The sequence below is a fragment of the Bradyrhizobium sp. SZCCHNR1051 genome, from assembly GCF_032489615.1.
GTDB lineage: Bacteria > Pseudomonadota > Alphaproteobacteria > Rhizobiales > Xanthobacteraceae > Bradyrhizobium.
In genome coordinates this window covers 96,930-108,816 of the sequence record NZ_JAUEYJ010000004.1, presented here as the reverse complement: position 1 = coordinate 108,816, position 11,887 = coordinate 96,930, and the positions used below count along the sequence as shown (strand labels likewise).

The following is an 11,887-nucleotide window of genomic DNA, read 5'->3' as shown; positions in this document are numbered from 1 at the left end:
TTTTATGCGCGCCTATCCTGACGCTGCGGGAACAACACTCCCCTCGAAATCAGGAACCGTCAATACGAAAAGGTGGCAACGATCCTCGTCTCATCGGGAAGCCTTCCTCGTCCGATTCGGACGGGACAGCCAAGCCGTTGTCGCTGCTCGCTGATCGAGTTCGGCATGATGGCACCGCTCCTATGCTGCGTTGCGGCACGAACATTGCTTCACTGCATCATGCCGGGACAACAGAGGAGTAGGCGGATGAGACGAACCATCCTTTGGCTCGGCATGCTTTGTTGCCTTTGGGTGAGTGCGAGTGCGCGTGATCTCGGTCAGTGGGGAGCGGCCGATCCTGCATTGCGTCAATGGTACGAGGCGTTGATGCAGCCCGATGTCCCGACGGCATCATGCTGCGGTGAGGCTGACGCCTACTTTGCCGATGAGATCCATGTCCGCAACGGCAAGACCTATGTCATCATCACCGATGACCGTCCCGATGAGCCGCGTGGCCGTCCGCACATCGATGTCGGTACCGAAATCGAGGTCCCCGATCACAAGCTGAAGTGGGACAAGGGAAATCCGACGGGGCACGGCATCATCTTCCTGAGCCGCAATCGATATGTGTTCTGCTATGTGCAGCCGGGCGGTGCGTGAGCGAAGCTGCCGTCCCGCTCAGGGGGCACGTCCTACGAGGATTGAGGCGGAACGGCGTCCAGCCAGGCGGCTGGATTTCTGTTTCGTTCAATCGATCGCCAACCGCTGGGAAATGCTCCACGGTTGCGGAGCCTTGCGTTCCACCTGATGCGGTCCTAGCTTCGACGTCGGCGCGAGCAATGCGTCAGTCAATGATAGTCGAACTTGGGAGCTTGAAATGGCCTGGAAGACACCGAAGATCGTCGAAGTGCCGGTTGGCATGGAAATCAACATGTACGCCTGTGCGGCGCGCAAGTAGCGCGTAGCGGTCTGCCAAGCCACGAAGAGCAAAATTTGCTTCGGACTGGCTTGGCGGATCCATTCTGCAGACGACCCACGAGATCGTCCCGGCGACCGGCCTCTCGGCCGATCGGGTATGACGGGCACACCGCCGAACGTTGGTGACGGCCTGAGGACCGTCCAAGGATCAAACGTCCTGCGTGTCGAAGATATACAGATCGACGCCGCCATCGGCGAAGTTGGGCAGATCGCCCGCCGCCGCCTTGCCTTCGGCAGAGCCCATTCCCGCCTGCAGCGCCTGCATCGAATCGAATACCAGGGTGGCAACGAGGTGGATGTTGGTGGCGCCCGCCGGCCCATTCACCGGGCCGCGGCTGATATCGTAGCTCTTCAGGCCGGGAATCTTCTTCGCCAGCGGCACGTGGACGTTCATGTAGTGTTTGTCGAACGCCTCGGCGCTCTTGGGGGTCTTGTAGAGTACGAGAACCTTGGGCATCTGCTTCCTCCGCATTCGCTCTTTTTGAGGTCGATCGACCGAGTCCATTGCAGCCGATCTGCCGGTTCGGATCAAGCGTCAGGGCCGGCTTGGCCCGGGGATGGTCGTTCCAGCCTTGGTTCCGCTGGATAATTTGTTGCGCAAAGAGAAACTGATGCAGCCGGATGTCGTAGTTTCAGGTACGTTGCTTCAGGCTTATCGAAGGACAACGAGCCATGAGCCCCATCGATCTCGTCATCACCGTCTGCGCAGTCCTGTCTCCGGCCACCTGCGAGGAGCAGCATCTCGTTTTCGCAGATGGCGGCGCCTCTCTGCAGCAATGCGCGATGAAGGCGCCGCCCTACATCGCGCAGTGGATCGGCGAGCACCCGAAATGGACGGCAGTGCGGTGGCGCTGCGAATATCCGCACACCAACGACAAGGCCTGAGGCCGGCCTGGCCGTCGGCACGCTGGCTGCCTACTTCGTGCACTCTTTGAGGTCCTTGTCCGCGACCGAGATCACGGCGTCGGCCTTGATGTCGAGGCCGCGTACGACGCACTGCCGCTCGCCGGCATAGCTCACCTTGGCGTCGTAGCGCCCAGGCTCGATGCCGGTGAGCTTCAGCCGTTCGTCGTGATCGAGCTCCTTGTCCTTGTCGCTCAGCGTCTGGTTCGGACCCCAGTTGTTCTGGCCGGCCGGAGAGAGCTGAAAGCCGGTCATCGTTGCGGTGGTCAGATTCCAGAGCCGGATGCCCTTGCTTTGTGCGACGGCTGCGAGCGGCATGGCGAACAGAATGGTTGCCGTCACGGCGAGTCCGCGTTTCATGGCATTTCCCTGGGTTTCCGACGTCCTTTGATTGCCATGACTATGACACGGAAAAATCCAGTCGCGCCAGATCGGCCTTGGTCGCCGCAACGGTGTCGTTGTTGCGCTGCGCGCGCGGCAGGTCGATCGGGACTGAATGAAGCAGACGGGCGGGGCGCGAGGATAGCAGGAAGATCCGGTCGCCGAGCCGCGCCGCGTCGTCCATGCTGTGCGTGACCAGGAGCGTGATCATCGGCCTGTTGGCCACCAGCGTCGCAATCTCCTCGCGCAGCCGCGCGGCGAGCGCGTCGTCGAGCGAAGCCAGCGGCTCATCCAGGATGAGGAAATCCGGCTCGACCGCAAAGGCGCGCGCCAGCGCGACGCGGCGGGCCAGGCCGAGCGACAACTCGCCTGGAAAATGGCTGCGATGTCCCTCGAGCTCGAGCACGCCGAAGATCGCGGCCAGCCTGTCCTCGGCGACACCGGGCGCTGCCAGCCGGACGTTGTCCTCCACCGATCGCCACGGCAGCAGCCGCGGCTCCTGGAACACCATCGCCAGCCGGGCTCCCTCAGGCCGCGATACCTGGCCCTGATAGTCGTTGTCCAGACCGGCGAGGATCCGCAGCATCGTGCTCTTGCCGCACCCGGAGGGGCCGACGACGACGCCGACCTCGCCCCGCTGCAGCGCAAAAGCAATGCCCGCAATCACCTCCTGGCGCTTGCCATTGGCGCTGGTGTAGCTCTTGGACCTGATATCGACCTCAAGCCGCACGGAGCCGCCACCTCGATGCGCGCTGCTCGAACGGCTGGACGATGACGGCCTCGATCACCAGCACCACGGCAGCAAAGCTGAGCGAGTAGGCGAGCAGCAGCGGAATGTCGAACAGCTGGAAGGCGACGCCGATCTCGAAGCCGATGCCGTTGGGCCGTCCGAGCAGTTCGGCCACCAGCACGATCTTCCAGACCAATGAAAGGCCGGAGCGCGCGGCAGCCGCAATATAAGGTGCGAGCTGCGGCAGCAGGACGTGGCGGAGGATGCGTCCGCGCGAAAAGGAAAACACCTTGGCCATCTCGTCGAGCGATGGATCGAGCGCGCGGGCGCCTTCACGCAGGGTGACGACGGCCGTCGGCAGCTTGTTGATCGCGATCGCCGCGATCGCAGCGACCTCGGTGAGACCGGCCCAGATATAGGCGAGCACGATCACCACCAGCGCCGGCAGATTGAGCAGCAGGATCAGCCAGGGATCGCCGAGGCGGTTGGCGAGCTGGCTGCGCCCCATCAAAAAGCCGATTGCCGAGCCGAGTGCCATCGACAGAGTGAAGGCGAGGGCGACGCGGGCGAGCGTTGCGCCGAGATGCAGAAACAGCGCGCCGGACCGCGCCTCCGCCACCGCAACCGCAAGCACGGCCGATGGCAATGGCAGCTTGGCGCTGCCGGCGACAGCCGCGGCAATCCACCAAGTGGCGAGCAGAAGCGCAAAGGACAACAGCCGCAGCACTAATCCCTCGCATCCGCCCTGTAGTAGGTGCCGGGACTGAGCTCAGCCGCGGGGCCGACCAGATCGCGGCCGCCGATCGAGGCGAGCACGCCGTAGAGAACGCGGGCGTCGGCCTCTTCCTCGGCCACCGGCCGGCGCGGAATACCTTCGCGATAGCGGTCGCGATAGGCGCGCAAGGTGGCGTCGTCCTGTGCGCCGGTCAGCGGGGCGATCGTTTGCCAGTCGGCGTCGGAAGTCGCCAGGATCTCCTTGGCCTTGGCCGTGACGGTTAGGAAGCGTGCGACGAGATCGCGATGCTTGGCGGCCCAGTCCTCGTCGAAGACATAGCCGATCATCGCGGTGCGGCCCTTGGCGCCGAATGGCGGCAGCAGGTCCTCGACCCCGGCGAGCCGGCGGAAGCCCTTGGCTTCCAGCGCCGCGCAGAAATTCCAGTAGTTCAAGCCCGCATCCATCTCGCCGTCGGCCAGTTTGGCGGCCAGCAGCGGCGGTGCCCCATAGGTGATGGTTGCCTGCGATTTCAGATCGACGCCGTCGCGCTTGAGCGTGGCCTGCAGCAGCAGCCAGCTCTTGTCGAGCGGGCCGCCGGCCACCGCGAGCTTGCGTCCCTTCAGATCGGCAAGCGTCTTGATCGGTGAGGTCGCCGGCACCATCACGGCGCCGAGCGCGCTCGAATAGGGATAGAAGGTCAGCTTGGCGCCGAGCGCACGCTCGCGCGACACCCACAGCCAGTCCGATACCATGATGTCGGCATTGCCGGCACGCAGCGCGATCTTGCCGGCCTCCGGGCTCGCAAGCTCGACCGCATCGATCGCGATATCCGCCTGCTTGTCCAGCTGGCGGGCGCGGATCACGGCCAGCTCCCAGGCGAAGGTGCCGGTCTTCTGCACTGCAACCTTGACGGTCTCGGCGGCGCAGCATGCCGTGACCGGCAGCAGGGCGCAGGCGACAATCGCCATCAACAAACGACCGATCTGCGTCATGAGCCCGTCTGCATTTCCTCGAGATGTGTTCTTTTCAGCCTCATTCCCTTAGCATAGCTTCGGCTGCGATGCCGCGGAGGACTGTGATGCGTAGTGCTGTTCCGGTAGGACCGATTGTCGCCACCCTCATTGCCATGATCGCGCTGCGCGGGTCGGCTCACGCCGAGGATCTCAACGACTATCCGACCTCTGCGCGGGCCGAATATGTGTTCGGCTGCATGAAGGCCAATGGCGAGACCCGGGAGGCGATCGCGCAGTGCTCCTGCTCGATCGACGTGATCGCCTCGATCCTTCCCTATGAGCGCTACGTCACGGCCGAGACCGTCCTCAGCATGTCCCAGGTGCACAGCACTCTCGGCACCCAGTTCCGCACGTCCGAGCAGGCCGCCACCGCGCTGAACGATCTCCGTCGGGCGCAGGCCGAAGCCGAAGTGAGATGCTTCTGAAGCGCTGCCGCTCTGCCGCATCAAGTTCCTGAGCCGTCGGCCGGCCAGTCGTGCTCGAACACGTGGCCCTGCGTATCCTTCGCTTCCGCACGGAATTGCTTGGCGCCGTTCGACACGTAGGTGAAGCGGATATTGGGATCCTCCGAGATCGAGATGCCGCCTTCGACCGACAGCACCAGGCTGCCGTCCTGCGACAGCGTCAGCCGGTCGATGAAGAAGGCCGGAATGTAGAGCTGCGTCACCTGGTCCATCTGGAGCCCGGAATTGTTGGGATGCCCGACCATGACCTGCGCTTCGCGGATGCCGCTCGCGGCGCCGTCGCTGCTTTGCGTGAACTGCCGGTAGCGCATCTGGCCGATGCGCGCCTTGGCCTCGTCCGGATTCTTCGCCGCCGGGGCCGAGCAGCCTCCGGAAGCCTTGACGAAGGTCTTGACCACATAGAGCTGGCCGTCGGTGAGCTCGGCCACCGCATGCACATCCGTGTAGTTGTTGACGCGGACCCGCGTCGAAATCGCGGTCACATTGGCGTCCGCGCCGAGCGTAAACTTGGCCGCCATCGGCGCGGGATTCTGGTCGATCACCAGCGTGATGGTCTTGATGCGGCGCTCGTCGGCGGGCGACAGCTTGCTGCGCAGGGTGACCGGAACCACCGAGGCATCCTCGGCGCGCGTCGGCATCTCGATCGACAGCACATTGGTGCCGTCCTGCATCGCCTTGTTGTTGAAGATGTCCTGGACGAGTCCCGGCCAGGGATCGTAACCATCAGCGGCCTTCGCAGGTGCGAAGGCAAGCGCGAGGCATGCCCCGAGAAGCAGGGTGGACGGCAGGTGGAGCCGGATCATGGCGCAATCCTCCTCGGGCAGTCGGGTGAATTAACGATCATAGCGCGTCGCCGCCCTCATTCCCATTCCATTTCCGAGAATGCCGCCGTTGCGTTGCGGGCATTGTAGTCGTCGAACAGCTCCCATTTGCCGCGCTCCGATCCCGCGGCCCCAGCGGCGTCCGCGATCGGCCTGCCTGCCTTGATCAGCCCGCGAACGTCGTGGGCCAATATGTCGAGGTAGCGACGCTCGTCGCTGAGCGCCAGTGGCCACGGGCTGACAGGGCCATGGCCCGGGACGACGCGCTCGGCCGGGATGGTCGCGAGCGCGGCCATGTCGGCGATCCAGCCACGCAGGCTGCCATCCATCACCGGGATGTGACGCAGGAATACGAGATCGCCGGCGAACAAGGTCCGGCTCCGGTCATCATAGACGGACAGGTCGCAGTCGCTATGCGCGGTGTTCCAGGCCTTGAGCGTGAGGGTGCGGCCGCCGAGGTCGAGCATCATCTCGTCGTCCACCAGGATCGACGGGGCGACGAGACGGACCTCGTCGATCAGCTCGGCGCCCATCAGGCGCCGGAACGCCTCGATGTAGTGCGGTCCGCGCAATGCAAGCGCGCGCGGCAGGTTCTTGGCGCCGACGAAGCGCGTGCCGTCGCCCTCGAATGCCGCGTTGCCGAATGCGTGATCCGGATGGGCGTGAGTGTTGACGACGTAGCGCACCGGCTTGGCGGTACGGGCGCGGATCGCTGCCAGCAGCGCGCGACCTTCGCGGACGCTGCCGCCGGTGTCGATCACGGCGACCGCGTCGTTGCCGACGATGAAACCGACATTGGCGATGGCGCCCTCGTTCGCCGCGTTCATCAGCGCGGTCTGGCCGACGTGAACGAACACGCCGGGCGCGATCTCGCTGACCTCGAGTTCCGGCGGCATGGCAAGAGCGGCGCTGCCGAGCGCCAGCGCCCCCCAGGCGGTGATCGCGATGATCAATTGTCTCACCATCGGCTTGCCTTGCTCGCGTGAGAGATGTGCGTCAGGCGATGGACGTTGCGGTGCAACAATGGGCCAACTCTTCGCGATGACGGCGGCTGTTGCACCGGAGCGGCCGGCGGCCTAGCATTTTCAAAAATACCGCGATGCGTTCGATAGGGATGGAAATACGGATGACGAAGCGTCACAAACTTGCCTGCTCGCTGGCCGTTGCCGCGGGGCTCACTCTGCTCGGGCCGGCCGCCTCCTACGCCCAGAGCAATGACGGCCTGGACCTGTCGATCGAGCTGGTCGATCCCAAGGTGCTCAGGGTCTGCGCCGATCCGCGCAACCTGCCGTTCTCGAACGAGAAGGGCGACGGCTTCGAGAACAAGCTGGCCGAGCTCTTTGCCGCCAAGCTGCAGAAGAAGGTCGACTACACGTTCTTCCCGCAGGCCACCGGATTCGTGCGCATGACGCTGGGCTCGCACCGCTGCGACGTGATCATGGGCTTTCCCCAAGGGGACGACCTGGTGCAGAGCACCAGCCCGTATTACCGGACCTCCTACGCGATCGTGACCAAGCCGGGCTCCGATCTCGCCGACGTGACGACGCTGGAGGACGCCAAGCTCAAGGGCAAGCATATCGGCATCGTGGCGGGCACGCCGCCGGCGACCAACATGGCGCTGGCCGGGCTGATGCCGACCGCAAAGCCCTATCCGCTGATGATCGACACCCGCGTCGATTCCTCGGCGGAGGCGATGATCAACGATCTGAAGTCCGGCGATATCGATGCCGGCGTGCTGTGGGGCCCGATGGCCGGGTACTACGCCAAGCAGGCGAGCCCGCAACTGCACGTGACGCCGCTGGTGAAAGAGACCAGCGGGCCGAAGCTGATCTATCGCATCGCCATGGGTGTCCGTGGCGCGGACCAGAACTGGCGCCGTCAGCTCAACAGGCTGATCCAGGAGAACCAGGGTGAGATCAACAAGATCCTGCTGGACTTCGGCGTGCCGCTGCTGGACGAGAGCAATCATCTGATCACCGCCGAGGCTGCGGCGAAGACATCGCCATGATTGTTCGGCTCGCCGCGGCGGCGTTGGCAGGCGTGCTGCTGATCGCCGCGGCGGTCCGAGCCGATGATCTCGTGCCGGAGCCGGACAGCTACCGGACCGAGAACTACCGCGCGCCGGTGCCGACGACCCTGGCCGGTGCACGCGTGCTGTCGACGCGGGAGACCGAGGCGATCTGGCGCGCGAAGTCCGCCGCCTTCGTCGACGTGCTGCCGCGCCCGCCCAAGCCGAAGAACCTGCCGGCCGGGACCGTGTGGCGCGAGCAGCCGCGCCTGGACATTCCCGGCAGCATGTGGCTGCCCGACACCGGCTACGGGGTGCTGGCGCCCCAGACCGAGGACTATCTGAAGCGCGGCCTTGCCCGCGCTTCCGAGGGCGATTTGAGTCGTCTGCTCGTGTTCTACTGCCTCGAGGACTGCTGGATGTCGTGGAATGCCGCCAAGCGCGCGCTGACCTATGGCTACCGCAATGTCGCCTGGTATCCGGACGGGACCGACGGCTGGAGCCGCGCCGACCTGCCGCTGCAGCAGACGCAGCCCGAGCCGCGGCCTGAGGAGTGAGCGGAGATAGCGCATCAAATCAGCTACTCCATGTCCTGCTGGATCTCCCGGGCCAGCGCGAACAGGCGCTGGTCGATTGCGGTCGGCACCTCGCAGACGAACTTCATCACGCGACGCCGATCCTCGAAGATGCGCGTCTCCCAGTTCAACTGGTTGGTCATTTCCTCGACCTTGGCCTGATCCGGCGCGGCGCTGCTCTGCATCTCCTGCAGCTTGATCGTGTCGCCGCGCACTTTGTCGACGGCCTCGCGCTGCTTGCGCATGACGCGCTCGAGGCCGTTCATGACCGATGTCCGCTGCGCGTTCAGCGTGTCGAACAGCCCGACGAACAGCAGCTTGCCCTTGCGTGTCTTCTCCTCGGACGTTCCGGTCAGGAAATCGGCCACGTCCTTCTGCGCCTGCTCCAGCGGGATACGGCGCGCGGCAAGCTTGGCGACGAGCTCGGCCACCTTCGCATCGTCCTTCCAGCTCGCGCCGATATCGTCGATCGGCGGGCCGGACCACACCGCCGCGATGGAGATTTCCGGCACCTTGGCCTGCGGGCAGGGCCAATCCGGATAGCGCGGATCGGCGGCTTGCGCAGCACTGGCTGACGCAGCGATGGCGACGGCCGCCAGTATCGTTCTCGACCTCATGCCTCGCCTCCGGGACCACGCCTGACAAAACCCCGCGACGGATCATAGGCCAGGATCGCGCCGATCATGAATACGGCGGTGCAGCCGCCGACCACCGCGAGCGAAACCCAGTTCAGCTTGCCGTACAGCGCAAAGCGGATGAGCTCGACCGCGTGGGTGAAGGGGTTGGCTTCGCAGAGATAAGCCAGCCAGGGACTGCCTTCCTCGACCCGCCAGAGCGGGTAGAGCGCCGATGAGGCGAAGAACATCGGGAAGATTACGAAGTTCATGACGCCGGCGAAATTCTCGAGCTGCTTGATGCCGGAGGAAATCAGCATGCCCAGCGCGCCGAGCATCAGGCCGGACAGGATCAGCGCCGGCAGCACCGTCAGATAGCCCATCGGCGGCAGGGTGATGTCCCAGAACCAGGCGATGGCGAGAAACGCATAGACCTGCAGCACCGAGACGGCGGTGCCGGCGAGCAGCTTGCAGAACAGGAGATAGCCGCGCGGCAGCGGGCTCACCAGCAAGGTGCGCATGTTGCCCATCTCGCGATCATAGACCATCGACAGCGACGACTGCATGCCGTTGAACAACTGGATCATCGCCATCAGGCCGGGTGCGATATAGACCTCATAAAGGATGTAGGTCTCGTACGGCGGAATGATTGAGATACCCAGCACCTGGCGGAAGCCGGCGGCGAAGATGAACAGCCAGACCAGCGGCCGCACCAGCGCCGAGACAAAGCGCTCGCGCTGATGCAGGAAGCGCAGGCCCTCGCGCCAGACGATGCCGGTGAGGCAAGTGATGTATTCGCCGGCCGAGAAGCCGCTGCGTGTGGGTGGGGGGGCGTGCACGGTGGTGACGGTCATGGCTCGGAGCTCCGCGCCGGACTGGCCTGGGTCGTCAGCCGCGCGAACGCCGCGTTGACGTCGGTCGCACCGGCCTCGGCGATGACCTGCGGGACGGGCCCGCGCGCCAGCACGCGGCCTTGATGCAGCACCACGAGATCGTCGGTCGCCGCGATCTCGTCGAACAGATGCGTCGCCCAGAGCACGCCGATGCCCTGCTCGGCGACGAGTTGGCGGACATGGCCGACGATGTCGGCGCGCGCCTTGACGTCGAGGCCGACGGTGGCCTCGTCGAGCAGCAAGAGGCGCGGCCGGTGCAGCAGGGCGCGAGCAATCTCCAGCCGGCGCATCTGGCCGCCGGAGAGGTCGCGCACCTTGTTGCCGGCGCGGTCGGCGAGGCCGATCCGCGCCAGCAGCTCCTCGCTGCGCGCGCGGGCCTCGCGGCGGGCGATGCCGTGCAGCGCTGCGTGGTAGAGCAGGTTCTGGGTCAGCGACAGATCGAGATCGAGCGTGCGCGGCTGGAACACGACGCCGAGTAGCCGCAGCGCCTCGCCCGGCGTCCGGCCGATGTCATGGCCGAAAATGCCGATCTGGCCGGTCTGCACCGCGAACAGCCGCGTGATGAGCGAGAACAGCGTGCTCTTGCCGGCGCCGTTGAGGCCGAGCAGGGCGGTGAAGCTCGCAGGCTGGACGGCGAAGCTGACGTCGTTGAGCGCCTTGCGTGCGCCGTAGGAATGGCTGACGCCGGCGACCGACAGCGCGGGGACCCGCTCGGGCGCCGGCTGCGATGCAGAGCCTGTCGAGTCGAGAGCGGGTGCGTTTTGCGTCGTCATGGCTGTGCAATCGTGATGCCCCAGGGCAGCTCGCCGACCTGGATGGTCTTGATCACCTTCTGCGCGGCGACGTCGATCACCGAGACGTCGTTGGAGACGCCGTTGGTGACGAGCAGATATTTCTCGTCCGGTGTGAACTCCATGTGCCAGACGCGCTGGCCGACCAGGAGATACTTCTTCACCTCGTGGGTGGCGCCGTCGACGACGGCGACACGGTTGGCCGGGCCGAGCGCGACGAAGCCGGTCTTGCCGTCCTTGGTCAGGGCGATGCCGACCGGCTGGATCGCCTCGCTGCGCAGGCCGGGCACGGCGAACTTGATCTTGCCGGTGACCTCGCGCTTGGCCGGGTCGATGATCGAGACGGTGCCGCCAATCTCGGCCGAGACCCACAGCTCCGAGCCGTCACTCTTGAACTCGGCAAAGCGCGGCCGCGCATCGACCAGCACGTTGGCGACGATCTTGCGGGTTGCCGTGTCGATGAAATGCGCCATGTTGGTGGTTTCGGAGGTGCAGATCAGGATCTTGCCGTCCGGGCTGAGCATCATGCCCTCGGGCTCGACGCCGACCTGGACGTCGCCGATGCGGACGCGCTTCTCGAGGTCGAGCACCGTGACGGTGTTGTCGTTCTCGTTGGCGACATAGAGCGTCTTGCCGGCGGCGTCCTGCGCGAACAGCTCGGGATCGGGGCCGGAGGGCAGGGTATCCACCACCTCCATCTTCTTGGCATCGATCACCTGAATGGTGTCGTCATCGCCGACCGCGACCATCACGAACTTGCCGTCGCGCGTGAACGCGATGCCGCGCGGCCGCTGGCCGACCTTGATGGTCTTGGTGACCGTCCAGGTGTCGGTGTCGATGACGGAGACGGTGTTGCCTTTTTCGTTGGAGACGAAGGCGACGTAGGCGGAGGCGGGGGCTGCATGGGCCATGACGAGTGCGGCGATGAGCAGGCTGACTGCTGTGCCGAAGCGCTTGCAAAGCTGCGATCGCCCTTCGGGACGCGCGTGTGCGGAAGGCTCCACACCAGCACGCATGTCGGC

17 protein-coding genes are annotated in these 11,887 nt (G+C 65.2%); 6 read left to right on the top strand and 11 right to left on the bottom strand.

Features of this window, described 5'->3' with window-relative positions; all coding sequences use genetic code 11:
* Window positions 1-366: 366 nt before the first annotated feature.
* Complete coding sequence (locus QW868_RS05905) at window positions 367-639, top strand: hypothetical protein (protein WP_315741268.1); 273 nt, start codon at window positions 367-369, stop codon at window positions 637-639.
* 217 nt (window positions 640-856) lie between these two features.
* Window positions 857-937, top strand: coding sequence for a pyrroloquinoline quinone precursor peptide PqqA (gene pqqA, locus QW868_RS05900; RefSeq protein WP_009031067.1), 81 nt, complete (start codon window positions 857-859; stop codon window positions 935-937).
* Window positions 938-1,105: 168 nt separating this feature from the next.
* Here the strand turns inward: pqqA and QW868_RS05895 are convergent, their stop codons facing one another.
* Window positions 1,106-1,414: an EthD family reductase gene (locus tag QW868_RS05895; RefSeq protein ID WP_315796444.1), complete on the bottom strand. Its 309-nt coding sequence runs from the start codon at window positions 1,412-1,414 to the stop codon at window positions 1,106-1,108.
* A gap of 215 nt (window positions 1,415-1,629) precedes the next feature.
* Between QW868_RS05895 and QW868_RS05890 the strand changes: the two genes are divergently transcribed.
* Window positions 1,630-1,842 (top strand): hypothetical protein, encoded by a 213-nt coding sequence (locus tag QW868_RS05890; protein WP_315741270.1) that lies wholly within the window; start codon window positions 1,630-1,632, stop codon window positions 1,840-1,842.
* A gap of 30 nt (window positions 1,843-1,872) precedes the next feature.
* Here the strand turns inward: QW868_RS05890 and QW868_RS05885 are convergent, their stop codons facing one another.
* Genes QW868_RS05885 through QW868_RS05870 form a run of 4 tightly spaced genes read right to left on the bottom strand, consistent with a single transcriptional unit; the run spans window position 1,873 to window position 4,678 of the window.
* A complete protein-coding gene (locus QW868_RS05885) occupies window positions 1,873-2,220 on the bottom strand; it encodes a hypothetical protein (RefSeq protein ID WP_315756261.1) in 348 nt (115 codons plus the stop codon).
* A gap of 40 nt (window positions 2,221-2,260) precedes the next feature.
* On the bottom strand, window positions 2,261-2,971 hold the full coding sequence (locus QW868_RS05880; RefSeq protein ID WP_315741272.1) for an ABC transporter ATP-binding protein: 711 nt from the start codon (window positions 2,969-2,971) through the stop codon (window positions 2,261-2,263).
* Window positions 2,961-3,698, bottom strand: a complete 738-nt coding sequence (locus tag QW868_RS05875) for an ABC transporter permease (protein ID WP_315811363.1) — start codon at window positions 3,696-3,698, stop codon at window positions 2,961-2,963. The genes QW868_RS05880 and QW868_RS05875 overlap by 11 nt, the downstream gene beginning before the upstream one ends.
* On the bottom strand, window positions 3,698-4,678 hold the full coding sequence (locus tag QW868_RS05870) for an ABC transporter substrate-binding protein (RefSeq protein WP_316163580.1): 981 nt from the start codon (window positions 4,676-4,678) through the stop codon (window positions 3,698-3,700). The genes QW868_RS05875 and QW868_RS05870 overlap by 1 nt, the downstream gene beginning before the upstream one ends.
* Before the next feature lie 86 nt (window positions 4,679-4,764).
* Here QW868_RS05870 and QW868_RS05865 point away from each other — a divergent pair, with 86 nt between their 5' ends.
* Window positions 4,765-5,124, top strand: coding sequence for a hypothetical protein (locus QW868_RS05865; RefSeq protein ID WP_315771594.1), 360 nt, complete (start codon window positions 4,765-4,767; stop codon window positions 5,122-5,124).
* A 20-nt stretch (window positions 5,125-5,144) separates the two neighbouring features.
* On the opposite strand, the gene QW868_RS05860 is transcribed toward QW868_RS05865, so the two are convergent.
* Together QW868_RS05860 and QW868_RS05855 are read right to left on the bottom strand one after the other, a co-directional pair.
* Entirely contained in the window at window positions 5,145-5,966 is an 822-nt protein-coding gene (locus tag QW868_RS05860) for a quinoprotein dehydrogenase-associated SoxYZ-like carrier (RefSeq protein ID WP_316230107.1), read from the bottom strand.
* Window positions 5,967-6,022: 56 nt separating this feature from the next.
* On the bottom strand, window positions 6,023-6,949 hold the full coding sequence (locus QW868_RS05855) for a quinoprotein relay system zinc metallohydrolase 2 (protein WP_316230106.1): 927 nt from the start codon (window positions 6,947-6,949) through the stop codon (window positions 6,023-6,025).
* 161 nt (window positions 6,950-7,110) lie between these two features.
* Between QW868_RS05855 and QW868_RS05850 the strand changes: the two genes are divergently transcribed.
* Entirely contained in the window at window positions 7,111-7,992 is an 882-nt protein-coding gene (locus tag QW868_RS05850; protein ID WP_316230105.1) for a substrate-binding domain-containing protein, read from the top strand.
* On the top strand, window positions 7,989-8,549 hold the full coding sequence (locus QW868_RS05845; protein ID WP_316230104.1) for a PQQ-dependent catabolism-associated CXXCW motif protein: 561 nt from the start codon (window positions 7,989-7,991) through the stop codon (window positions 8,547-8,549). The genes QW868_RS05850 and QW868_RS05845 overlap by 4 nt, the downstream gene beginning before the upstream one ends.
* Window positions 8,550-8,572: 23 nt before the next feature.
* Here QW868_RS05845 and QW868_RS05840 read toward each other — a convergent pair whose 3' ends face one another.
* The 4 genes from QW868_RS05840 to QW868_RS05825 are packed head-to-tail and all read right to left on the bottom strand — an operon-like array spanning window position 8,573 to window position 11,776.
* A complete protein-coding gene (locus tag QW868_RS05840) occupies window positions 8,573-9,184 on the bottom strand; it encodes a hypothetical protein (protein WP_315778567.1) in 612 nt (203 codons plus the stop codon).
* Window positions 9,181-10,035, bottom strand: a complete 855-nt coding sequence (locus QW868_RS05835) for an ABC transporter permease (RefSeq protein ID WP_316230103.1) — start codon at window positions 10,033-10,035, stop codon at window positions 9,181-9,183. The genes QW868_RS05840 and QW868_RS05835 overlap by 4 nt, the downstream gene beginning before the upstream one ends.
* Window positions 10,032-10,847 carry an ABC transporter ATP-binding protein gene (locus tag QW868_RS05830; protein ID WP_315811370.1) on the bottom strand — a complete coding sequence of 272 codons (816 nt, stop codon included), beginning with the start codon at window positions 10,845-10,847 and terminating at the stop codon, window positions 10,032-10,034. Before QW868_RS05830 ends, QW868_RS05835 begins: the two co-directional genes overlap by 4 nt.
* Window positions 10,844-11,776 (bottom strand): YVTN family beta-propeller repeat protein, encoded by a 933-nt coding sequence (locus QW868_RS05825; RefSeq protein WP_315811371.1) that lies wholly within the window; start codon window positions 11,774-11,776, stop codon window positions 10,844-10,846. The genes QW868_RS05830 and QW868_RS05825 overlap by 4 nt, the downstream gene beginning before the upstream one ends.
* Between the last annotated feature and the right edge of the window lie 111 nt (window positions 11,777-11,887).